The organism is Sphingobium sp. C100 (assembly GCF_000508185.1).
In the GTDB taxonomy this organism is placed as follows: Bacteria; Pseudomonadota; Alphaproteobacteria; order Sphingomonadales; family Sphingomonadaceae; genus Sphingobium.
Map to the genome: position 1 here is coordinate 1 of NZ_AYOY01000202.1, position 20,535 is coordinate 20,535.

At 67.1% G+C, this 20,535-nt stretch carries 23 protein-coding genes; 10 read left to right on the top strand and 13 right to left on the bottom strand.

The window, feature by feature from the left end; translation table 11 throughout:
- From C100_RS45595 to C100_RS0125460, 5 genes are all read left to right on the top strand, one after another.
- Window positions 1-1,368, top strand: a 1,368-nt coding sequence (locus tag C100_RS45595; RefSeq protein WP_024021864.1) for an RluA family pseudouridine synthase, incomplete at its 5' end; no start/stop codon positions are given.
- Between the two features lie 13 nt (window positions 1,369-1,381).
- Window positions 1,382-2,041: an HAD-IA family hydrolase gene (locus C100_RS45600; protein ID WP_024021865.1), complete on the top strand. Its 660-nt coding sequence runs from the start codon at window positions 1,382-1,384 to the stop codon at window positions 2,039-2,041.
- Window positions 2,038-2,298 (top strand): hypothetical protein, encoded by a 261-nt coding sequence (locus tag C100_RS45605; RefSeq protein WP_024021866.1) that lies wholly within the window; start codon window positions 2,038-2,040, stop codon window positions 2,296-2,298. Before C100_RS45600 ends, C100_RS45605 begins: the two co-directional genes overlap by 4 nt.
- Entirely contained in the window at window positions 2,295-2,990 is a 696-nt protein-coding gene (locus C100_RS45610) for an ATP12 family chaperone protein (protein ID WP_024021867.1), read from the top strand. The genes C100_RS45605 and C100_RS45610 overlap by 4 nt, the downstream gene beginning before the upstream one ends.
- Before the next feature lie 104 nt (window positions 2,991-3,094).
- The gene (locus C100_RS0125460) at window positions 3,095-3,907 is read left to right on the top strand and encodes a hypothetical protein (protein ID WP_442800335.1); all 813 of its coding nucleotides are present in this window, start codon (window positions 3,095-3,097) and stop codon (window positions 3,905-3,907) included.
- Between the two features lie 70 nt (window positions 3,908-3,977).
- On the opposite strand, the gene C100_RS45615 is transcribed toward C100_RS0125460, so the two are convergent.
- The 6 genes from C100_RS45615 to C100_RS45640 all read right to left on the bottom strand — a co-directional run bounded on the left by C100_RS45615 (window position 3,978) and on the right by C100_RS45640 (window position 10,016).
- On the bottom strand, window positions 3,978-5,339 hold the full coding sequence (locus tag C100_RS45615) for a methyl-accepting chemotaxis protein (RefSeq protein WP_031310287.1): 1,362 nt from the start codon (window positions 5,337-5,339) through the stop codon (window positions 3,978-3,980).
- A 97-nt stretch (window positions 5,340-5,436) separates the two neighbouring features.
- Window positions 5,437-6,354, bottom strand: a complete 918-nt coding sequence (locus C100_RS45620; RefSeq protein WP_031310288.1) for a DMT family transporter — start codon at window positions 6,352-6,354, stop codon at window positions 5,437-5,439.
- Between the two features lie 31 nt (window positions 6,355-6,385).
- The gene (locus tag C100_RS45625) at window positions 6,386-7,444 is read right to left on the bottom strand and encodes a DUF3667 domain-containing protein (RefSeq protein ID WP_024021870.1); all 1,059 of its coding nucleotides are present in this window, start codon (window positions 7,442-7,444) and stop codon (window positions 6,386-6,388) included.
- 81 nt (window positions 7,445-7,525) lie between these two features.
- Window positions 7,526-8,194, bottom strand: a complete 669-nt coding sequence (locus C100_RS45630) for a murein L,D-transpeptidase catalytic domain family protein (RefSeq protein ID WP_024021871.1) — start codon at window positions 8,192-8,194, stop codon at window positions 7,526-7,528.
- Between the two features lie 52 nt (window positions 8,195-8,246).
- A complete protein-coding gene (locus C100_RS45635) occupies window positions 8,247-8,561 on the bottom strand; it encodes a hypothetical protein (protein WP_024021872.1) in 315 nt (104 codons plus the stop codon).
- A gap of 6 nt (window positions 8,562-8,567) precedes the next feature.
- Entirely contained in the window at window positions 8,568-10,016 is a 1,449-nt protein-coding gene (locus C100_RS45640) for a L,D-transpeptidase family protein (protein WP_024021873.1), read from the bottom strand.
- 57 nt (window positions 10,017-10,073) lie between these two features.
- Here C100_RS45640 and C100_RS45645 point away from each other — a divergent pair, with 57 nt between their 5' ends.
- Both C100_RS45645 and C100_RS0125465 read left to right on the top strand, forming a co-directional pair.
- A complete protein-coding gene (locus C100_RS45645) occupies window positions 10,074-10,970 on the top strand; it encodes a histone deacetylase family protein (protein WP_024021874.1) in 897 nt (298 codons plus the stop codon).
- 73 nt (window positions 10,971-11,043) lie between these two features.
- Window positions 11,044-14,298, top strand: a complete 3,255-nt coding sequence (locus tag C100_RS0125465; protein ID WP_161633939.1) for a tetratricopeptide repeat protein — start codon at window positions 11,044-11,046, stop codon at window positions 14,296-14,298.
- A gap of 6 nt (window positions 14,299-14,304) precedes the next feature.
- On the opposite strand, the gene C100_RS45650 is transcribed toward C100_RS0125465, so the two are convergent.
- The 6 genes from C100_RS45650 to hisB form a co-directional block, all read right to left on the bottom strand.
- Entirely contained in the window at window positions 14,305-14,871 is a 567-nt protein-coding gene (locus C100_RS45650; RefSeq protein WP_024021876.1) for a hypothetical protein, read from the bottom strand.
- Between the two features lie 77 nt (window positions 14,872-14,948).
- The gene (locus C100_RS45655) at window positions 14,949-15,269 is read right to left on the bottom strand and encodes a phosphoribosyl-ATP diphosphatase (protein ID WP_024021877.1); all 321 of its coding nucleotides are present in this window, start codon (window positions 15,267-15,269) and stop codon (window positions 14,949-14,951) included.
- A gap of 15 nt (window positions 15,270-15,284) precedes the next feature.
- Window positions 15,285-16,073 (bottom strand): imidazole glycerol phosphate synthase subunit HisF, encoded by a 789-nt coding sequence (gene hisF, locus C100_RS45660; protein ID WP_024021878.1) that lies wholly within the window; start codon window positions 16,071-16,073, stop codon window positions 15,285-15,287.
- Window positions 16,070-16,807 carry a 1-(5-phosphoribosyl)-5-[(5-phosphoribosylamino)methylideneamino]imidazole-4-carboxamide isomerase gene (gene hisA, locus C100_RS45665; RefSeq protein ID WP_024021879.1) on the bottom strand — a complete coding sequence of 246 codons (738 nt, stop codon included), beginning with the start codon at window positions 16,805-16,807 and terminating at the stop codon, window positions 16,070-16,072. The genes hisF and hisA overlap by 4 nt, the downstream gene beginning before the upstream one ends.
- Window positions 16,804-17,421, bottom strand: coding sequence for an imidazole glycerol phosphate synthase subunit HisH (hisH, locus tag C100_RS45670; RefSeq protein WP_024021880.1), 618 nt, complete (start codon window positions 17,419-17,421; stop codon window positions 16,804-16,806). The genes hisA and hisH overlap by 4 nt, the downstream gene beginning before the upstream one ends.
- Entirely contained in the window at window positions 17,418-18,005 is a 588-nt protein-coding gene (gene hisB / locus C100_RS45675) for an imidazoleglycerol-phosphate dehydratase HisB (RefSeq protein WP_031310291.1), read from the bottom strand. The genes hisH and hisB overlap by 4 nt, the downstream gene beginning before the upstream one ends.
- Window positions 18,006-18,102: 97 nt before the next feature.
- Here hisB and C100_RS45680 point away from each other — a divergent pair, with 97 nt between their 5' ends.
- Window positions 18,103-18,579 (top strand): SspB family protein, encoded by a 477-nt coding sequence (locus C100_RS45680; RefSeq protein WP_031310292.1) that lies wholly within the window; start codon window positions 18,103-18,105, stop codon window positions 18,577-18,579.
- Window positions 18,580-18,700: 121 nt separating this feature from the next.
- On the opposite strand, the gene C100_RS45685 is transcribed toward C100_RS45680, so the two are convergent.
- A complete protein-coding gene (locus C100_RS45685; RefSeq protein ID WP_024021883.1) occupies window positions 18,701-19,444 on the bottom strand; it encodes a hypothetical protein in 744 nt (247 codons plus the stop codon).
- Window positions 19,445-19,601: 157 nt separating this feature from the next.
- Between C100_RS45685 and C100_RS45690 the strand changes: the two genes are divergently transcribed.
- Window positions 19,602-19,823: a hypothetical protein gene (locus tag C100_RS45690; protein ID WP_024021884.1), complete on the top strand. Its 222-nt coding sequence runs from the start codon at window positions 19,602-19,604 to the stop codon at window positions 19,821-19,823.
- A 17-nt stretch (window positions 19,824-19,840) separates the two neighbouring features.
- Window positions 19,841-20,535: EamA family transporter RarD (gene rarD, locus C100_RS45695; protein WP_024021885.1), on the top strand; the 695-nt coding region annotated here is incomplete at its 3' end.

Consider the following 20,535-nt stretch of genomic DNA (forward strand, 5'->3'; position numbering starts at 1 on the left):
GCGGGAGGGCCGGCAGGCGGTCGGCCGGCAAGCGGGCGATCGTCGGATCGCAAGCCTGCCGGCGGATCGAGCCGCGCGGCTGGCCCCGCCAAGGCGGCGGGCGCGCGCCGGGGCGACAAGCCCGGCTTCAAGCCCGGCGCACCGGCTGCGGCCAAATCAGCGGCGGCAAAGCCCGCCGCGCCCCGGACCGCACCCAAGCCCGCACCCAAGCCCGCACCCGCCAAGGCCAGTGCCGCAAAAGCCAGTCCGGCCAAGCCCAGTCCGGCCAAGGGCGTGTCGCTCGACGTGCGCCAGTTCCGGGTCCAGGCCGACGATGACGGCATCCGCCTCGACCGCTGGTTCCAGCGTCATCTGCCCGATGTCGGCTTCAATATCGTGTCGCGCTGGTCGCGCACCGGGCAGTTGCGTGTCGACGGCGCGCGCGCCGCGCCGGGCGACCGCGTCGTCGAAGGACAGATGATCCGCGTCCCCCCCGCCGAGCCGAAGCCCGAAGTCGCCGACAAGCCCAAGCGCGTGCGGGTGATCGACCTGACGCCCGAGGAAATCGCCTTCGCGCAGGAGATGGTGATCCACCGCGACGCGCAGGCCATCGTCATCAACAAGCCGCCCGGCCTCGCCACCCAGGGCGGGACCAAGACCGACGAGCATGTCGACAAGCTGCTCGACGGCCTGTTGTTCGACGCGGAAACGCGGCCCAAGCTGGTCCACCGGCTGGACAAGGACACGTCGGGCGCGCTGCTGCTCGCCCGCACCAGCCGCTCCGCCGCATCGTTCGCCAAATCCTTTTCCAGCCGCACCGCACGCAAAGTCTATTGGGCGCTGGTGATCGGCGTGCCGTCGATCAACGACGGCATGATCGAATTGCCGCTCGCCAAGCAGCCGGGCACCGGCGGCGAGAAGATGCATGTGGATGAGGAAGAGGGGCTGCCCGCCCGCTCGCGCTATCGCGTGATCGAACGCGCGGGCAATCGCGCCGCCTGGGTCGAGCTGCAACCCTATACCGGCCGCACCCATCAGTTGCGCGTCCATATGGCGGCGATCGGCCATCCGATCGTGGGGGACGGCAAATATGGCGGCAAGGACTCGTTTCTGAGCGGCACGATCAGCCGCAAGATGCACCTTCATGCCCGGCGCATCCGGGTCGACCATCCCGATGGCGGGCGCGTCGACGTGACGGCCGAATTGCCGACGCATTTCGCCGCCAGCCTGACCGAACTCGGCTTCGACCTCAGCCTGGGCGACATGCCGCTGGATGACGAGATCGACCGGACGCCGACCCGCGAGGATGAGAAGAAATTCGCCCGCCAGCACGCCAAGCAGATCCGCAAGGGCCGCAAGGGCGAGCGCCGCTCGCGCGGATCGCGCTGAAGGAGGGGGCGGCATGAGCAACCGCCTGGTCGTGTTCGATTGCGATGGGACGCTGGTCGACAGCCAGCATAATATCTGCACCGCCATGACGCGTGCGTTCGAGGAGGCGAAGCTGACGCCGCCGGGCCGCCTGGCCATATTGGCGGTCGTCGGCCTGTCGCTGCCGATCGCCATGGCCCGGCTGCTGCCCGATACGGAAAGCGATTTTCACGATCATCTCGCCGAACGCTACAAATTCGCCTTCCAGACGCTGCGGCGCGAAAATGCGGTGTCGGAACCGCTTTATCCCGGCATTGCCGAACTGGTGATGGACCTGGACGCGGCGGGATGGCTGTTGGGCGTGGCGACGGGCAAGTCGGACCGGGGCCTGAACTTTTGCCTCACCCATCATGGCATCATCGACCGTTTCGTGACCTTGCAGACCGCCGACCGCCATCCGTCCAAACCGCACCCGTCCATGCTGCTGACCGCCATGGCCGAAGCGGGCGCGGCGCCCGAAACCACGGTGATGATCGGCGACACGAGTTTCGACATCGACATGGGGCTGGCGGCGGGCGCGCGAACGATCGGCGTCGGCTGGGGCTATCACCCGCCCCATGAACTGGTCGCGGCGGGCGCCCATGGCGTGGCGATGGACAGCGCACAATTGCGCCGCCATATCGACGCGCCATGACCGATCTTCCTCCCCCCCCGCCGCCCGTCGATCCCGACAAGGTCGCGCGCCAGCGCCATTTCGCCATCGGCCTGTTCCGCCTGTCGGGCGCGTTCCTCGTCATGTTCGGCTTTGTAGCGATCATGCAGCGTTTTTCCTGGGTGCAGGGGGACAAGGCCAAGGCGTTCGGCGCGATCATGGTCGTCACCGGCCTGTTCCAGTTCATCCTGGTGCCGCGCCTGTTGCTGGCGCTGTTCCGCAAGCGGCCGCCGCAATGAAGCGTTTCTATACGGACGTGACCGTCCTGCCCGAAGCCTCCGGCGTTGGCATCGCGCTCGACGGGCGGCCGGTGCGCACCCCCGCGCGGGCGCCCCTGCTGTTGCCGACCCCGGCGCTGGCGGAGGCGGTGGCGGCGGAATGGCGCGCGCAGGGCGACATGATCGACCCGGCGGCGATGCCCTTCACCGGTCTCGCCAACGCGGCGATCGACCATGTCGCGCCCGATCCTTCCGCCTTTGCCGACGGCATCGCCCGCTATGCGCAGAGCGACCTGCTCTGTTATCGCGCCGACGCGCCGGAAACGCTGGCGCTGCGGCAGGCGGCGGCATGGGATCCGCTGCTCGACTGGGCGCGGCAGCGTTATGACGTGACCTTCACCCTGACGCGCGGGATCATCCCGGTCGATCAGCCCGCCGACAGCATCGCCCGGCTGAGCGCGGCGGTGCTGGCGCTCGATCCTTTCGCCCTTACAGGACTGTCCACGTTGGTGACGCTGAGCGGATCGCTGGTGTGCGGCCTGGCGATCGTGGTGGGGGGTCAGGATGCGGCGGCGGTGTGGCAGGCGGCGGACATCGATGAAGCCTGGCAAAGCGAACAATGGGGCGAAGATGCGGAGGCGGCGGCCCGCAACGCGCTGCGCCGGCGCGAATTTTCCATGGCCGGAGCCTTTTGCGCGATGAATCGAATTTAAAAGAGTCGGAACCGGGCTATTGCTTCGTTCATTGAAGGAGTTGAGATGCGCGAAATCCGCGCTGGATCGATTTCATCGATGTCCATTCTGAAGGAGACCTGACATTGGCCCGACATAAAATGCTTGCCTACCTGATGTTCACCGCGCCGCTGGCGCTGGCCGCGCCGGCGCTGGCGCAGCAAGCTCCCGCCGCGCAGAGCGCCCCGGCCGAGGCCGCCCCCGCGACAGACGACGCCATGTCGGCCCCGGACGCCGCTGCCGCGCCCGCTGCCGAAGCAACCACCCCTGCCGCACGGGAAATGACGCCCGAAGAGATCGCCGCGTTCAACCAGGCCGTGACCGACTTCACCGCCGGCCAAAGCGCACAGCAGGCCGGCGACAATGCCGCCGCGGCCGCCAAATATGACGCCGCCATCCCCGCGATCCGCACCGCGGTCGAAGCCGACCCCGGCAAGATCGACAATGTGAACTTCCTGGCCAATGCGCTTTACGCCGACGCCGCCGCTTATGGCGCGATGGGCCAGATGGACAAGGTGATCGCGCTGTACGAGCAGGCGCTGCCCTATTGGCGCCAGGTGGTGGAGGCCAAGCCCGCCGACACCGCCCGCCGCAACATCCTGGCCGGCATCCTGATCCAGATGGGCAACCAGAAGCTGAGCGCGCAGGATACGGACGGCGCCGACCCCTATTATCAGGAAGCGCTGACGCTGGCGCGCAAGTCGACCGCGGCGCAACCGGCGGATGCGGTCAGCAAGAATATCCTGCTGTCCGCGCTGATCGGCGCCAGCCAGACATCGATGGAGGAAGGGCTGCGCGACGAGGCGATCACCCTGGGCAAGGCGATGATGGCCGATGGCACGATCGACGCGACCAACAAGCCGTCGATCGCGGTCATGACAGGCGCCAGCGCGGGTTGAACCGAACCCCGGTCCGGGTGCGCGTCGATCGGCGCCACGCCCGGACCGGCCGGACGGGCTGGGCTGACGGTCAGCCCTGGTCCTGATAGGCCAGTTGCAGGATGCCCCAGTGGCGGCCACGCACATGGATCGATGCGATCACCTGTTTCAGCAGCACGACCTGACCTTCGGCGGTCGGACGGCGATAGGCCTTGATGCAGAAGGGCTGCGTGATCCGGCATTGTTCCCGCGTGTCGGGGAAATCGAACATCAATCCCTGCCGTGCATGTTCGGCATTCCAGACAGGGTCACCGGGCCGCTGCGGGTGGGCGCGTTCCGGCATCGCGATCGCGCCAAAGGCGTTGCGGTCGGTGAAGGTCATGCCGAACATGCCGCGATAGCCGCGCGCCATGTCCTGCCGCGCCCGCGCGGCGGCCAGCATGACCGGCTGAACCGGATGGGTGAATTGCGCCGGGTCGGTGCCGGGAATGGGTGCGTAAATCTCGCTGAACAGCTCGGCTTCGCTGATCCGCCCCTCGACGATCGCGCGCTCGATCGCCTGGGACACGGCCTCGGCCGATTCCAGGCTGAAGCGGATATAGGGCGAATCGGGAATATCGACGCCGCTTTCGGCGAGATATTGCAGCAGCAGATTCGTGTCTTCGCTGGCGCTGGTGATGCGCCCCGACAGGCGCTGAAGCCCGCCGGCATTGTCGTTCGACGTGCTGGCCAGCGCGGCCAGGCCGGTGCGAATCTCGCCCGCCGACCCCACCATCGATGCGATGCGGTGCGCCACCGTCTCGCTGTTGCTCGACAGGTCCAGCATCAGCGCGGCGAGCCGTTCCACCAGCGCTTCGATGTTGCGCGTGTCCGATTGGGCGGTGCGCGCGGTCTGGGCGCCGCGGGTGATGCTGTCGAGCATCCCGCCCGCTTCGCCGGTCAGCGCCGCGATCGATTGTTCGATGGTCTGGGTCGCCGCACCCGTTTCCTGCGCCAGCTTCTTGACCTCCGCCGCGACCACGGCAAAGCCGCGCCCGGCGTCGCCGGCGCGCGCCGCCTCGATCGTGGCGTTGAGCGCCAGCAAATTGGTCTGGCTGGCGATGCCGCTGATGACGCTGGTGACATGGGCGACTGTCTTGAGCGCCTCGCCAAAGCCGTCGAGCCGCGCGTGGATACGGCTCACCTGTTCGATCAGATCGACGAAATTGCTATTGGCGGTCGAAAGCTGGCGTCCCGAATCATCGATGATGGCGCGCGCGGCGACGGCTTTTTCCCGCGCATCCTGCCCCACCAGCGACACACGTTCGCCATCCTGCGACAATTGCGCCGCCGCGCCGCTGATCGCTTCGATCGTGCGCGCCTGCTGCGTCACGCGCGTGGCGAGTTCGCCGATGTCGGCCTGAAGATCGAGCGTGCGAATGCCCAGGTCGCCGGATAATTTGGCCACCTTCATCACGGCGCGCGCGACATTGTCGGATTGCGTGTCCCTCATCACCATATAGCGCTATCGCGCCGTGGTAAATTAAGCGTTAGCGTCGGCACGCTTCCTTTCACAGCGCGCCGGCCAGCGCCAGGATGACGCCCGCCACCACCAGCATCAGGCCCACGCCCTCGCTGCGCCGCATCGCTTCCTTCAGGTAGAAATGACCCAAGGCCATGGTGAAGGCGACCTCGATCTGGCCGACGATCCGCACCAAGGCGACCGGCGCGGTGGCAAAGCCGGTGAACCAGCAGGCCGATCCCAGCGCCGATAGCAGCCCGACCTGTCCCGACACCCGCCAGCTTGTGAACACGCGGCGCATTTCCGCCGGCTCGCGCCAGAGCAGCCAGCCGCCCTGCATCAACGTCTGCATCGGCACCGTGGCGGCGAGCACGATCAGCGCGGCCAGCACCGGATCGTCCGTCGCCACCGCCTGCGTCGCGCGGCGGATGCCGATGGCGGTAAGGGCGAAGAAGAAACCCGACGCCATGCCCGCGATCGCCGCCGGCTGGCCCAGCGCGCGCAGGAAATCGACCGGTCCCATTTTCCGCCCGCCAGTCGACAGCAGCATCACGCCCGCGACGCCGCAGCCGATCCCCGCCCAGCTGAGTGGCGACAGGCTTTCGCCCAGCAACAGGAAGGACAGGATGGCGCCCTGCACCGCCTCCGTCTTGGAATAGGCGGTGCCGACCACGAAGTTGCGATACCGGAACGCGCTGATGAGCAAATTGGTCGCGATGATCTGCGCCAGCCCGCCCGCCGCGCAGAATAGCGCGAACGACAGGTCGATGGCGGGCAGCGGCGCGGGAACGAGCAAGCGATAGCCGCCCAGCAGCGCCAGCGTGAAGGGCAGGCCGTAGAGATAGCGGACAAGGCCGGCGCCGTTCAGCGACAGGCTGTGGCTCACGCGCCGCTGCACCGCCGTGCGCCAGGCCTGCACCGCGCCCGCCACCAGCGTGGCGGGCAACCAGATGGGGGAACTGATCATGCCCGCCCTCATACAGGGCGGACGCGCCCCGTCATCCCATCATGGCGATCATGGTGAAGAAGAGCGACAGCGACACGCAGGCAAAGCCATAGAGCAACGGCAGCCGCAACACCGTGCCCGCGCGCGAGAGGATATAGGCATCCTTGAACTGGCGATACATATGCCAGACGGCGAACAGCATCAGCCCCAGCGTGACCAGCCCGCTGGTCACATGCACCGCGGTCAGCACCATCGACAGCGAGAACAGCAGCGACATGAAGGCGATCGAATAAGTGACGTAGATCGCATGGTCATATATTTTGTAGCGGCGGCTGAAGGGGAAGAGCAGCCACATGAACGGCAGCGAGATGAGGATCAGCGCCCAGGAGAATTTATAGGCGTTGGCCTTGAGCTTGTAATAAGCGAATTCGGGGTTTTCCGCCGCCGCGCTCACTGCCTTGCCCACCGTCTTGGCGACGCCGCCATTCACCCCTTCGCCCATCAGCGAATCGGCGAGGTTGCTGGCCATGGTCAGCCCCTGGCGCTCGTCGCGCGCCTCCGCCAGCTTTTCGGTGAGCGCTTCGCGGCGGCCGGGCGAAATGCCCGGTTCGGCCAGATCAGCCTCGACCTTGCGGATGCGGGCGTCGGCCTTGTCCTGCTCCTCGCGCAGTTCGGCCTGGGCTTCAGCGTTCATCTTCACGCCCTTGTCCGCCCCTTCCGGGCCATGATGGCTGGTCAGCGAAAATATCGCATACATCAGGAAGGCGCTGAACAGGAACAGGGCGAAGGGCGAGACGAACTTGGCCCGTTCGCCATGAATATAGCGGCGCGTCAGCTTGCCGGGGCGCAGCGCCAGTTCGGGCAGGGTCGTGAAGATCTTGCCCTCCAGATGCAGCACGCCATGGAGCAGGTCATGGCCGATGGCGGCGAAGCTGCGGTGCAGATGCGCCGCCTGTCCGCATTGGGCGCAATAATTGCCATCCAGCGCCGCGCCGCAATTGAGGCAGGCGCCATGGCCCTCTTCATGCGCTTCGCCATGGGCCGGCTCCACCGCCCGCGCCAGCATCGCCCCGGTGACCGCGTCACCCGCTGCTTCGATTCCCCCAGTCATGGCCGGAGAATAACAGCGGTGTATGACGGATGCCAGACAGTTCCGACCCGGCCATTTCCGATCGGTTCAGGCCCTGATCGGTCAGGCGCTGCCGATCTTGCCCGCGAACAGCATCCGTCCCTGCCCCAGCAAGCCCAGCAGTTGCGGCACGATATGCGGGGCGACCGCGAAACAGCCTTCGCTGCGACCGCATTTGCCCCAGGTGGCGACATGATCCTCGCTCACATAGTCGGCGCCATGAATGACGATGGCGCGCGCCTCGGCATTGTCGTTCTGCGGGTCCAGCCCGGTCAGCCGCATCGAACGGCCATGCTGGCCGACATATTCCGCTTCCGTGCGAAACGCGCCCCGGCAGCTGGCGAGCGAGTTGAACTCGTTGGAAAAACTGTGCAGCCAGCCGGAATGGGCCGGGTCCGACCCGCGCCCGTGCGAAACGAGATAGCTGTTCGCCTGCCCGCCGACCAGATCGACGACATGCATCCGCAGATCCTTTGACGGCGCATCGAAATCGACGAGCGCCACCCGGTCGCGCAGGGTGAAGGCGTCGGCATGATGATCCAGCGCGGCCTTGGCCCGATCCAGCAGCGCGGCATATTTCGGCTGCGGCGGGGCCGGGGCGGGCGCCGGGGGAACCGGAACCGGCGTCGCGGGTTGAGGCTGGGTCGGCAGCGCGGCGCGACCCATGCTGTCGGTCAGAAACGAAAAGGCGAGTCCGCTTAAAGCGAACTTCGTGAAATTGCGGCGATCCATGGCGGCAATATAGCAAAGCAATCGCCCCGGTTGAAGACCGGGGCGTGCGGCTTCATTCGCCTGTCGTGCTCGTTTCGTCCGCAGGCTGGCTCTCTTCGTCGCCGCGTGGCAGACGGACGGTCATGCCGCTTGCTTCGGCGTCATCCAAAATCTGCTGCTGTTCCGACACCGATGGCGGTGGCGCGACCGGAGTCGGTTCGACCGCATTCTGCGGCTCGGGCATCGGCGCTTCGGGTTCTTCGACGATGATATTCTCGACCGGCGGCTCGACCAGATTATTGGTCGCGGCCGGCGCATCCTCTTCCTTCTTGCCGCAGGCAGAGAGGACGAGGGCGCCGGCAAGGGCGATCAAGGCGTATTGGCGCATGGGGTCTTAATCCTTCGATGCGATGTTGGTGGGAGCGGCGGTCGGATCGGCACGGCTGCTCGACGCCTCGATCTTCTGCGCCAACAGCTTGTCCCAGCCATAGGGATCGCTGCGGAAGCTGACCACCGCGTCATTATTGGCGAAAGCGGTCCAGTAGAGCAGATAGACGGCGACATCCTGCGGCAGCGAGACGCGCTGGGTCTTGCCCTCGTCGATCAGGGTCTGGATCTGGCCGTTGAGATCGGGGTCGCCCGCGACCATCTGCTCGGCCAGCGCCACCGGCTTTTCCAGGCGGATGCAGCCATGGCTGGCCAGCCGGTCATAGCTGGCGAATTTCCCGCGCGCGGGCGTGTCGTGCAGATAGACGGCGAAGGGATTGTTGAAATCGAACTTCAACCGCCCGAGCGCGCTGTTCGGCCCGGCGGGCTGGACGATGCGCTCGCCGCCCTCGGGCGTCTTGACGATCTTATAGCCCTGTTTGATGAGGGTCGCCCGCCCCTTGGGGAAAAGCTCGCGCTTCGCGATCGACATCGGCACGTTCCACGGCGGATTCACCACGATCGAATGGATGCTGGACGACAGCATGGGCGTCTGGTTGGTCGGGCTGCCGGTGACAGCGCGCATCGACGTGACGGGCTGGTCGCCTTCGAACAGGGTCAGCACCGCCGCGGCGATATTCACCTGCACCCGGTTGACCGGCAGGGTGCGCGGCATCCAGCGCCACCGCTCCATATTCGCCATGATCGCGGCGATGCGATCGTCGACGCTGACATTGAGCGCGGCCAGCGTGCGCGTGTCGAGCGTGCCGGTGGGGTTGAGGCCATAGCGGCGCTGCGCGCGCTGGATGACGTCGGCCAGCTTTTCATCGGCGGTGACGGAGGGATCTTCCATCGCGATGCGCGTGCGCACCGCGCCCGGCGTCGATGCCGCGGTCAGGCCGGGCCAGCCGCCCTGATCGCGAATCGCCTCATAGCGGGCGAGGCCCATGCGCAGCGTTTCATAGCCCGCCCAGGGCGGCGTCAGGTTTTTGGCCCATTGGTCCAGACGATCCTCCGCCACCGCACCGGCGAGGCCGGGGCGCGGATCGAAGGCGGCGGGCCGCAGCGCCCAGATGTCGAGAAAATCGGCGGTGTCGACCCGGCCGGTGCTGAGCGCGCGCGCCCGGTCGAGCAAGGCATTGACCAGCGCCGGCCCGGTGCGCGGGCCGGTCGCCTTCTGTCGCGCCATCAGCCCCTGCGCCGCGCCGGTCTTCAGCCAGTCGTTCGCCCACGCCTCCTGCGCCGGGGACAGCGGCGGGATGGGCACGGGCGGGCGCAGCGCGGGGATCGGCTGCACCATGCCCGACCCCGGCAAGGTCGGGGCGACGGCGGGCGGCGGCGTCTGCGCGGCGAGCGGGACGGCGCCAAGGCCCAGCAGCGCCAGCAACGGGAAACGGATCATATGGGGACGGTTCATGCTGGACCAGATAGCGCAAACCACCCTAGGTTCAAATCGCGATAGCGGGAAAAGATCATGCTGCACGTTGTTCACCATCCCGCCTATGTCTCCCCAGCAACACCCGGCAGCCGATTTCGTTTCGACAAATATGGGCTGGTGATGGAGGCGCTGAGGGAAAGCGGCGCGCCCCATATCGTGCATGAACCCGCCCCCATGCCGCGCGCGTGGGTGGAGGCGGTGCATGATCCCGCCTATGTCGAAGAGGTGCTGACCCTGGCGGTGCCGCCCGACAAGACGCGGCGCATCGGCTTTGCCGTGACGGAACGGGTGGCGCGCCGGTCGATGCTGTCGCCCGGCGGCACATGGGCGGCGGCGAAGCTGGCGCAGGTCCATGGCTATGCCGCCAATGCGGCGGGGGGCAGCCATCATGCGCTGGCCGATACGGGCGCGGGCTATTGCGTGTTCAACGACCTGGCCATCACGGCCAACCGGCTGATTGCGGAGGGCGACGCCGCCCGCGTCCTGATTCTGGACCTCGACGTGCATCAGGGCGACGGGACCGCCGCGCTGATGGCGGGACGGGCAGACATCTTCACCCTGTCCGTTCATGCGGAAAAGAATTTTCCGGCGCGCAAGGCGCGATCCAGCCTCGACATCGGGCTGGCGGACGGCACCGGCGACACGGCCTATCTGGCCGTGCTGGAGGATGTGGTGCCGCGCGTGCTCGACGGCTTCGCGCCCGACCTCATCCTCTACCAGGCCGGGATCGACCCCCATGGCGAGGATCGGCTGGGCCGGCTGGCGCTGACCGATGCGGGGCTGGACGCGCGCGACCGCTATGTCATGCGGCAGGCGAAGGCGCATGGCGTCCCGGTCGCCAGCACGTTGGGCGGCGGCTATGGCGAAGACCGGATGCTGGTCGCCCGCCGCCACGCCGCCTGCATGGTGCGACTGGCGCAGGAGGCAGAGTAAGCCCTTGCAAAGGGGCGGCAAGCTTGGGATCAGGATGACGATGCGGCCGCTTCGCAGGCCGGACGGGGGAATCATGCAATATCTTGCCGCTTTGCTAGCAGCCACCAGCCTTGTCGCCTCGGCCACCGCCCAGGCGGCCGACGCGCCGGTCATCGCGCCCGCGCCCGACTGGGTGGCGCCCCCGCCCGCCCTGCCTGCGCCGGACAAGGACAATGAGGCGCCGGTCGAACTGCTGTTGTCGGACCAGCAGGTGAAGGTCGAGAAGGGACGGCAGATCGTCTATGCCGATGTGGCGATGCGGATCGTCACACCGCAGGGCCTGGCGGCCGGCAATATCTCGCTCCCCTGGCGGCCGGAGACCGACGACCTCATCGTCCATCGCCTGATCATCCATCGCGGCGATCAGACGATCGACGTGCTGGGTTCGGGCCAGACCTTCACCGTGCTGCGCCGCGAGCAAAATCTGGAAAGCGCCACGCTGGACGGCGTGCTGACCGCCAATATCCAGCCCGAAGGGTTGCAGGTGGGCGACGTGCTGGAACTGGCCATGACCGTCTCCTCCTCCGACCCGACGATGAAGGGCCATGTCGAACAGCTGGCGGGAGACTGGAACGCGCTGCCGATCGGACGGGCGCGGCTGAAGATGCAATGGCCCGCCAGCCTGCCGGTGCGGCTGCGCGCCAGCAAGGACATGCCCGCCGCCAAGCCGGTGCGCGATGGCGACACGATGCGGGTCGATTATGCGCTCGACAAGGTCGAGCCGCTCATGCCGCCAAAGGGCGCGCCGGCGCGCTATGCGATGGGGCGCTTCGTCGAACTGAGCGACTTTGCGTCATGGGCGGAAATGGGCGCGCTGCTGGCGCCCCTCTATGACAAGGCATCGACCCTGCCGGCGTCGGGACCGTTGCGGCAGGAACTGGACCGGATCGCCGCGCTTTCGACCGATCCCACGGTGCGGGCGCAAGCCGCGCTGGCGCTGGTGCAGGACCGGGTGCGCTATGTCGCGCTGGCCATGGGGACGGGCGGGCTGGTGCCGGCCGACAGCGACCTTACCTGGTCGCGCCGCTATGGCGATTGCAAGGGCAAGACCGCGCTGCTGCTGGGGTTGCTCCATGGCCTGGGCATCGCGGCCGACGCGGTGGCGGTCAACGCCATATCGGGCGATGGCATCGACCAGCGGCTCCCCATGGTGGGCCTGTTCAACCATGTGCTGGTGCGCGCGACGATCGCGGGCAAAACCTATTGGCTGGACGGGACGCGCACCGGCGATACCAGCCTGGATCGGCTGCGGACGCCCTATTTCAGCTGGGGTCTGCCGCTGCTGGCCAAGAACGCCGCGCTGGTGCGCATCATGCCGCCGCCGTCGGAAAGCCCCGATACGACGACCATAGTCAACATCGATGCGCGCGCGGGCCTGGCCGTGCCGGCGCCTTTCACCGTCGAAACCGTGTTGCGCGGGGACGCCGCCATTTCGACCCGGACGACGCTCGCGAACCTGACGGGCGCCGCGCGGGACGAAGCGCTGCGCCGCTACTGGAAGGGGCGCTATGATTTCGTCGAGCCGGCCAAGACCAGCGCCAGCTTCGACCCCGACAGCGGCGAGCAGAAGCTGACGATGGAAGGCCTCGCCAGGATGGACTGGAAGGATGGCTGGTATGAAACCGACGGGATGCGCGTCGGCTACAAGGCCGACTTCACGCGCGAGGCGAGCCAGGACCAGAGCGCGCCCTTCGCCGTCAGCTATCCCTATTATGGCCGCTCCAGCGAAAAGATCCTGCTGCCCCCAGGCTTTTCCGGCAAGGGTGGCGCGGACAACGCCAATGTCGACGAAACCGTCGCCGGCATTGAATATAAGCGCTCGGCCACGCTCAAGGACGATGTCTTCCTGATCGAAATGAGCGAACGCAGCGTTGCGCCCGAATTCCCCGCGAGCGAGGCCAAGGCGGCCGAAGCGGCGCTGCGGCGGCTGGCGGACGAGACGGTCTATCTGCGCAAACCCAATGATTACCACCCGACGGACAAGGACGTCGAGGTGATGGTCGCGCAGACCCCCGACAACGCCAAGGGATATTTCGAGCGAGGCCGCGCGCTGATGGACCGCGGCCGTTTCGGCGACGCGACCGCCGACTTCACCAAGGCGCATGAACTCAGTCCGAAGGACAGCTGGACGCTGGCGAACCGCGCCATCTGCCTGATCTGGACGGGCGATTATGCGGCGGCCGAGGCGGACCTTGACGCGCTGGCGGCGATCGATCCGAAAAATATGCTGCTGTTGCGCGCTCGCGGGCTGATGGCGGAGCGCAAGGGCCAATGGGCGGACGCGGTCGCCAGCTATGACAAAGCCATGGAGGTCGGCGACAAAGACAGCTTCACAATCGGCCATCGCGCCATCGCCCAGCGGGCGTTGGGCAATATGGACGCCGCGCTGGCCGATGCGGAGGCGGCAATCGCATTGAATCCGCGCTGGATCGACCTTTACATGATGCGGGCGAGCATCTTCCGCGCGCGCGGCGATCATGATGCCGGACTGAAAGAGGCCGCGACGCTGGAACAGAAGCGCGCCAACGACGCCTATGCCCATGTGGCCGCCGCCAGTATCTTCAAGTCGTTGGGCAAGTGGGACATGGCGCTGGGCGCCTATGACCGGGCGATCGCGATCAAGCCTGAAGGCTATATCTACCTCAACCGCGGACAGCGCCGGCCCAAGTCGGAGGTGGCGGCGCGGCGCGCCGATTTCGACGAGGCGGTCCGGCTCGATCCCGATCTGAAGGAAGCATGGGCGGCCAAGGCGGACCTGGAACTGGAACAGGGCGACGTGAAGGCGGCGACAGACAGCTATAGCAAGGCGATCGCGAAATTCCCCGACAGCGTCGACCTGCTGGCCGGACGCGGGCTGGCGCATGACAAGGCCGGCGAAGGCGCGCTCGCCGAAAAGGATTTCGCGGATGCGCGCGCCAAGGCGTCCGAACCGGTGCTGCTCAATAATCTGTGCTGGAAGAAGGCGACGGCCGGCCGGGCGCTCGAATCCGCCCTGCGCGATTGCGATGCGGCGCTCAAAGTCATGGTGGACTTCCCGCCCTATCTCGATAGCCGCGCCCTGGTGCTGCTGCAACTGGGACGGCTGGACGAGGCGATCGGCGATTATGACAAGGTTCTGAAGCAGGAAGGCGCCATCGCCAGTTCCCTCTACGGCCGCGCCCTGGCCCGGTCGCGCAAAGGCGACGCGGTCAAGGCGGCGGAGGACCGTGCCGCCGCGCTCAAACTCAATTCCGAGGTCGCGGCGGAGTTTGAGGGATATGGCCTCGCCTGGACGGACGCGCCCGGCTGAGGCGGGTCAGCGCGCCGCCGCCGGGTCGATCGCTCCCTTGCGCTCCATGATCTTCGCCGCGATCAGGCCAGCGGCCGCCAGAGCGACGAAATCGCTGAACGCGAGATAGAGAAAATAGCCCCAGGGCGCATGGTTGAACACCGGCTGGCCGATATGCAGCCACAGCACCGCGGCAAGGGAAAAGAGGATCGTCACTCGCATCCGGCTGCCGAAATCCGACAGCGCGAAGCGCAGCGCCAGCGCGATCAGCACACCCACCGCCAGCGCCAGGATCAGCCCGCCGATCAGCGCCGCGCCGTCGGTGACGGGAAAGCCGCTGTCGGTATAGAAGATTTGCGCGATCGGGCCGCGACCATAGAGGACGGTGCCCTGCGCGGTCACGGGATCGGGGACCACATAGACGCCCGTGCCGGTGGCGCTCAGCCCCTGCGCCAGCGCGGCCTGCAAATTGGCGCCCGTCTGGTCGTCGGCGCGGCTGAAGGCGATCGCGCTGAGCGGCGTGCCCCAGAAGATGAAGCCGATGATGAACATGGCAAGGCCGCCGAGCAGCCCACCGATGACGGAACGAACCATGATGCATCCCCCTTTGCTGTGATGCGAAAGCTGGCACCATAACGCAGGAGGAACAAATTATTTCCGCGCCGGATCGCTCAATCGGCGGGACGCGCCGCCTTTTCCGCGATGCCCGACATGCCTTCGCGCCGGTCCAGTTCGTCCAGCACCGCGTCCAGCGGCACGTCGAGGTCGGCCAGCAGGACCATCAGGTGAAAGATCAGGTCGGCGCTCTCCCCGACCGCGCCTTCGCGGTCGCCCGCCATCGCGGCGATGACCGTCTCGACCGCTTCCTCGCCGACTTTCTGCGCGATCTTGGCGCGGCCTTTGCCCGTCAGTTTCGCGACATAGGATGTCGAGGGATCGGCGCTCCGCCGCTGGCGGATGGTCTGTTCCAGATTGTGCAGGGTGGATCGCATGGCTGTCCTCGCTTGTCAGGCCGCAACCGGCGTGCGCACCGGCACGCCCGCCGCCGCCAGCGCCGCATGGGCCTGCGCAATCGTGTGCTGGCCGAAATGGAAGATGCTGGCGGCCAGCACCGCGCTGGCATGGCCCTCGATCACGCCTTCGACCAGATGATCGAGCGTGCCGACGCCGCCGCTGGCGATCACCGGCACGGCAACGGCGTCCGCGATGGCGCGGGTGAGCGCCAGATCATAGCCTCTTTTCGTCCCGTCGCCATCCATCGAGGTGACGAGCAATTCCCCCGCGCCCAGCGCGGCGAGGCGCAGGGCATGTTCGAGCGCGTCGATGCCGGTCGGCTGCCGTCCGCCATGGGTGAAGATTTCCCAGCGCCCCCCACCTGCGCCATCGTCGCCCACGCGCCGGGCGTCGACCGATCCGACGATGCACTGGCTGCCGAAGCGGTCGGCGATCTCGGCGACCAGTTCGGGCCGGCTGACCGCCGCGCTGTTGACCGCGACCTTGTCCGCGCCCGCGAGCAGCAGCGCGCGCGCATCGTCAGCGCTGCGCACGCCGCCGCCCACGGTCACGGGCATGAAGCAGACCTGGGCGGTGCGGCGCACCACGTCCAGGATGGTGCCGCGCGCCTCATGCGTGGCGGTGATGTCGAGGAAGCACAGCTCGTCCGCGCCCGCCGCATCATAGAGCCGCGCCTGCTCGACCGGATCGCCCGCATCCTTGAGGTCGACGAAATTGACGCCCTTGACCACCCGGCCATTGGCGACGTCGAGGCAGGGGATGACGCGGGTGCGGACGGTCACGCCGCCGCCTGCGCCACCGCCAGCGCGGTTTTGAGGTCGAGGCGGCCGTCGTAGAGCGCGCGGCCGGTAATGACGCCTTCGATCCCCTCCTCGGCATGAAGGCTGAGGATGCGGATGTCCGCGATGCCCGCCACGCCGCCGCTGGCGATCACCGGCATGTCGGTGGCGCGGGCGAGGTCGACGGTGGCGTCGATATTGCAGCCCTTGAGCATCCCGTCGCGGCCGACGTCGGTGAAGAGCAGGCTGGCGACGCCCGCATCCTCGAACCGGCGGGCAAGGTCGATCACCGGCATGTCCGATTTTTCCGCCCAGCCGTCGGTCGCGACGAAGCCGTCGCGCGCATCGACCGCGACGACGATGCCGCCGGGAAAGTCGCGCGCCGCCGCCTTGACGAAAGCGGGGTCTTTGAGCGCCGCCGTGCCGATGACGATGCGCGCGACGCCCAGGTCGAACCAGCGCGCCACCGCATCCCGGTTACGGATGCCGCCGCCCAGCTGGACATAGCCGGGGAAGGCTTCGACGATCGCTTCCACCGCCTCGGCATTGACGGCATGGCCGGCAAAGCTGCCGTCCAGATCCACCACATGCAGGTGGCGCGCGCCCGCTTGCGCGAACAGCATCGCCTGCGCGGCGGGATCGTCGCCATAGACGGTGGCGCGGTCCATATCGCCCTCCGCCAGGCGGACGACCTGTCCGCCCTTGAGGTCGATGGCGGGAAAGATGATGAGGCTCAAGGACGCCACTCCAGAAAGCGGGACAGGAAGGAAAGGCCGTAGCGCTGGCTCTTTTCCGGGTGGAACTGGCAGCCGATGATGGTGCCGCGCGCCACCGCCGCGACCAGCGGGCCGCCATGGTCGGTGGTCGCGGCGACATCGGCGGGATCGGCCGCGTCGAAATGATAGCTGTGCAGGAAATAGGCCTCTCCCGCCTCCAGCAAAGGCGGCGTCCCGTGCAGCACGACGTCGTTCCACCCCATATGCGGCACCTTGGCCGCCGGGTCGGCGGGTTCGACCAGCCGCACCGTGCCCGGTATCCAGCCCAGCCCCTCATGCCGGCCGAACTCCTCGCCCGCATCGGCCAGCAACTGCATCCCCACGCACACGCCCAGGAACGGCGTGCCGCGCCGGTTCACCGCCTCGCCCATCGCTTCGACCATGCCGGGGATCGCAACCAGCGCGTCGCGGCAGGCGCGAAAGGCGCCCACGCCCGGCAGGACGATGCGGTCGGCTTTGGCCACGACATCAGCGTCGGCGGTGATGGTCACATCGTCCGCGCCCGCCTTGCGCAGGGCGTTATGCACCGAATGGAGATTGCCCGCGCCATAGTCGATCAGGGCGATGGCGCTCACAACATCCCCTTGGTCGAGGGAATCGCGTCAGCCTTGCGCGGGTCGATCTCCACCGCCTGGCGCAGCGCGCGGGCCAGCCCCTTGAACGCGCTTTCGACGATATGGTGGTTGTTGCTGCCGTAGAGATTTTCGATATGCAGCGTGATGCCGGCGGCCTGGGCGAAGCTGTGGAAGAAATGCTCCACCATCTCCGTGTCCCATTCGCCGATCTTCTGCACCGTGAAGGGCAGTTTGCACACCAGCCAGGGGCGGCCCGAAATGTCGAGCGCCACGCGGGTCAGCGTTTCATCCATGGGTGAATAGACCCCGCCATAGCGGCTGATGCCGCGCTTGTCGCCCAGCGCCTTCGCCACCGCCTCGCCGATGGCGATCGCCGTGTCCTCGGTCGTGTGATGCTGGTCGACATGCAGGTCGCCGACCGTCCTGACCGTCATGTCGATCAGCGAATGGCGCGACAATTGCTCGATCATATGGTCGAGAAAACCGATCCCGGTGGAAACGGTATAAAGCCCGGTGCCGTCCAGGTTGACGGTCACGTCGATCTGCGTTTCCGCAGTGTTGCGGTGAATCTCGGCCGTGCGCATGGCCGCCCTATAGCGCCTCGCGCCCGTCATGCAATCGCCCCATGCAATGTCCGCGCGGGGTTGACCGCGTCTTTCCCGCCGCTAGGACATGGTCATCATGAGCGATGACCTGCCCGACAGCCTGATTCCCTACGACGAAATCGTGCAGGAGGCACTGCGCGCAGTCGTCGGCCGGGTGCTGGGCGAAGTGGAACATTCCGGCGGCCTGCCGGGCGCGCATCATTTCTACATCACTTTCAAGACGCAGGCGCCGGGCGTCGACATCCCCAAGCATCTGATGGAGCGTTTCCCGGACGAAATGACCGTCGTGCTCCAGAATAAATTCTGGGATCTCAACGTCAGCAACGCGCATTTCGAGGTCAGCCTGACCTTCAACCAGGTGGCCGCGCACCTCGTCATCCCGTTCAGCGCGATCACCGCCTTCGTCGATCCCGCGGTCAATTTCGCCCTCCAGTTCCAGGTCCAGGCCGACGAAGCGCCGCAGCCGCATGACGCGGCCGAAAATGACGCCCCGCAGGTGACGAACGAGGATGGATCGAACGTCGTGACAGTGGATTTCGGCAAGAAGAAATAAGCGCGCGCGCCTTGCGCTGACTGCGCATGGTCCCCCTCCCCACGCCTGCGGCGCAGAGAGGATTTTCAGGGCCGCTCCCGGTCCTCTGCAACCGCGCAGCCCCTGCCGACGCCCGCCGCGCCTATCGGCCCTTGTCGGCGATGATGTCGACGCTGGTCCGGCCGCCGGGCGCGTCGGTGAAGAGGATGAAATAAGCCGCGCCGTCCGAAGCGCGCGTGCCGCCCAGCACATGATCGCCGCCCATGATCTTATGTTCGCCATCATATCCGGCGCGGCGGGCGATGGTGTAATAATAATCCATCACGCCCTGACGCGGCACCGGCGTCACGAAACTCGCCGCGCGCAGGGTGCAGCCGTCGGCCTGCGCGCCCGCCGCCTCGGTCAACTGCGCGCCGGGATACAGGACGAAGGGTTCGGGCAGGCGCTGCGCCCATTCCATGCCATAGGCCAGTTTCTTCGCACAGCCCGCATTGCCGCCGCGCGCCGCCGCCTGCTCGCGCGCGACCGCGCCCAGCGTCACGGTGGAGGCCATGGCGTCCCCCTCGCTCGGCGCGGGGGCGGAAAGCAGCTTGCCGCCCGCCAGCTTCGTCGCCTGCGCCTGCGCCTTGCCGGCGTCGCCGCGCAGCACCGGCACCGCGCCATTGGCCGACCGGTCGGCGGTGCGCACCGCGTTGCGGTTGGATTGGCCCACAAGCTCGGGATCGACCAGGATCGGGTCGGCCAGCGCGCCCTTCAGCGCCGGGTCGGCCGCATTGTTGGTGAGTTGCGCGTCGAGCGCGGCGAGATTGGCTTCCTTGTCGCCCTTGCCGCAGGCGGCGAGCGCCAACAGCAGGGACATCGTGCCGACAGACCGGATAAGCGCCATTCTTCACTCCTTTGTAAATGAGCGATGAAGAGGGAAAGTTAATTTTACATTAGGATATTTGGTGAATCTGCCGATTTTTCACCCGAATGCCAGTTTGGATCGACTGGCATGGGCCACTTGTCTTGCTCTGGGACAACTTCATCGCCATGTGTCGGCCATGCTCAACATCCTGTCAGGCTTCATCGGTCTTGTCACCCTCATCCTCATGATCCCGGCGGTGTTGCCGCTGCTGGGCGCATTGAACTGGATATTGGTGCCGATGGCCCTGTTCGGCGCGTTCATCGGCCTGATGTCGTCGAAAAAGGGCGGGCAATATTTCTGCCTGATCGTCGCGGCGTTCGGCGCGCTGCGCCTGTTCATGGGCGGAGGCATCATCTGAGCGCGACCGAGGCCGAAATGCGGCGCGGATTGCTGGCCGCGATCGGCGCTTATGCGCTGTGGGGCCTGCTGCCGCTCTTCTTCCGCCTGCTGCACCATGTCGACGCGATCGAGATCGTGACGCAGCGGGTGCTCTGGTCGCTGCTGCTGATCCTGGCGATCCTGGCGGCGCGCGGCGCCCTGCCCGCTTTCATGGCCACGTTGCGCAACCCCCGGCTCGCCGTCCCGCTGGGCGGCTCGGCGGTCATGATCGCGATCAACTGGCTCACCTATGTCTGGGCGGTCAACAGCGACCATGTCGTCGCCGCCAGCCTGGGCTATTTCCTCAATCCCCTGGTCAATGTCGTGCTGGGCGTGCTGGTGCTCAAGGAAAAGCTGCGGCGCGGGCAGATCGCCGCGATCAGCGTGGCCGCGATCGGCGTCGCCATCCTGGCCGCATCGGCGGTGACGACGCTGTGGATCAGTCTGACGCTGGCGTTCAGCTTCGCCTTTTACGGGCTGCTGCGCAAATTGACCCCGGTGGCGCCGATGACCGGACTGGGGGTGGAGACCGCGCTGCTGACGCCGCTGGCGATCGCCTATCTGGTCTGGGAATCCGGCCATGGCGGTGTCGGCTTCGGGCAGGATGCGCCGACGACCGCGCTGCTGGTGCTGGCGGGCGGGGTGACGACGGTGCCGCTGGTGCTGTTCGCCATGGCGGCCCAGCGCCTGCC

What these genes read in the sequence shown, in the direction of transcription:
- C100_RS45600 (WP_024021865.1), top strand. Translation starts at nt 1,382, where the DNA reads ATGAGCAACCGCCTGGTCGTGTTCGATTGCGATGGGACGCTGGTCGAC.
- C100_RS45605 (WP_024021866.1), top strand. Translation starts at nt 2,038, where the DNA reads ATGACCGATCTTCCTCCCCCCCCGCCGCCCGTCGATCCCGACAAGGTC.
- C100_RS45610 (WP_024021867.1), top strand. Translation starts at nt 2,295, where the DNA reads ATGAAGCGTTTCTATACGGACGTGACCGTCCTGCCCGAAGCCTCCGGC.
- C100_RS45615 (WP_031310287.1), bottom strand. Translation starts at nt 5,339, where the DNA reads ATGAAGGTGGCCAAATTATCCGGCGACCTGGGCATTCGCACGCTCGAT.
- C100_RS45620 (WP_031310288.1), bottom strand. Translation starts at nt 6,354, where the DNA reads ATGATCAGTTCCCCCATCTGGTTGCCCGCCACGCTGGTGGCGGGCGCG.
- C100_RS45625 (WP_024021870.1), bottom strand. Translation starts at nt 7,444, where the DNA reads ATGACTGGGGGAATCGAAGCAGCGGGTGACGCGGTCACCGGGGCGATG.
- C100_RS45630 (WP_024021871.1), bottom strand. Translation starts at nt 8,194, where the DNA reads ATGGATCGCCGCAATTTCACGAAGTTCGCTTTAAGCGGACTCGCCTTT.
- C100_RS45635 (WP_024021872.1), bottom strand. Translation starts at nt 8,561, where the DNA reads ATGCGCCAATACGCCTTGATCGCCCTTGCCGGCGCCCTCGTCCTCTCT.
- C100_RS45640 (WP_024021873.1), bottom strand. Translation starts at nt 10,016, where the DNA reads ATGAACCGTCCCCATATGATCCGTTTCCCGTTGCTGGCGCTGCTGGGC.
- C100_RS45645 (WP_024021874.1), top strand. Translation starts at nt 10,074, where the DNA reads ATGCTGCACGTTGTTCACCATCCCGCCTATGTCTCCCCAGCAACACCC.
- C100_RS0125465 (WP_161633939.1), top strand. Translation starts at nt 11,044, where the DNA reads ATGCAATATCTTGCCGCTTTGCTAGCAGCCACCAGCCTTGTCGCCTCG.
- C100_RS45650 (WP_024021876.1), bottom strand. Translation starts at nt 14,871, where the DNA reads ATGGTTCGTTCCGTCATCGGTGGGCTGCTCGGCGGCCTTGCCATGTTC.
- C100_RS45655 (WP_024021877.1), bottom strand. Translation starts at nt 15,269, where the DNA reads ATGCGATCCACCCTGCACAATCTGGAACAGACCATCCGCCAGCGGCGG.
- hisB (WP_031310291.1), bottom strand. Translation starts at nt 18,005, where the DNA reads ATGCGCACGGCCGAGATTCACCGCAACACTGCGGAAACGCAGATCGAC.
- C100_RS45680 (WP_031310292.1), top strand. Translation starts at nt 18,103, where the DNA reads ATGAGCGATGACCTGCCCGACAGCCTGATTCCCTACGACGAAATCGTG.
- C100_RS45685 (WP_024021883.1), bottom strand. Translation starts at nt 19,444, where the DNA reads ATGGCGCTTATCCGGTCTGTCGGCACGATGTCCCTGCTGTTGGCGCTC.
- C100_RS45690 (WP_024021884.1), top strand. Translation starts at nt 19,602, where the DNA reads ATGCTCAACATCCTGTCAGGCTTCATCGGTCTTGTCACCCTCATCCTC.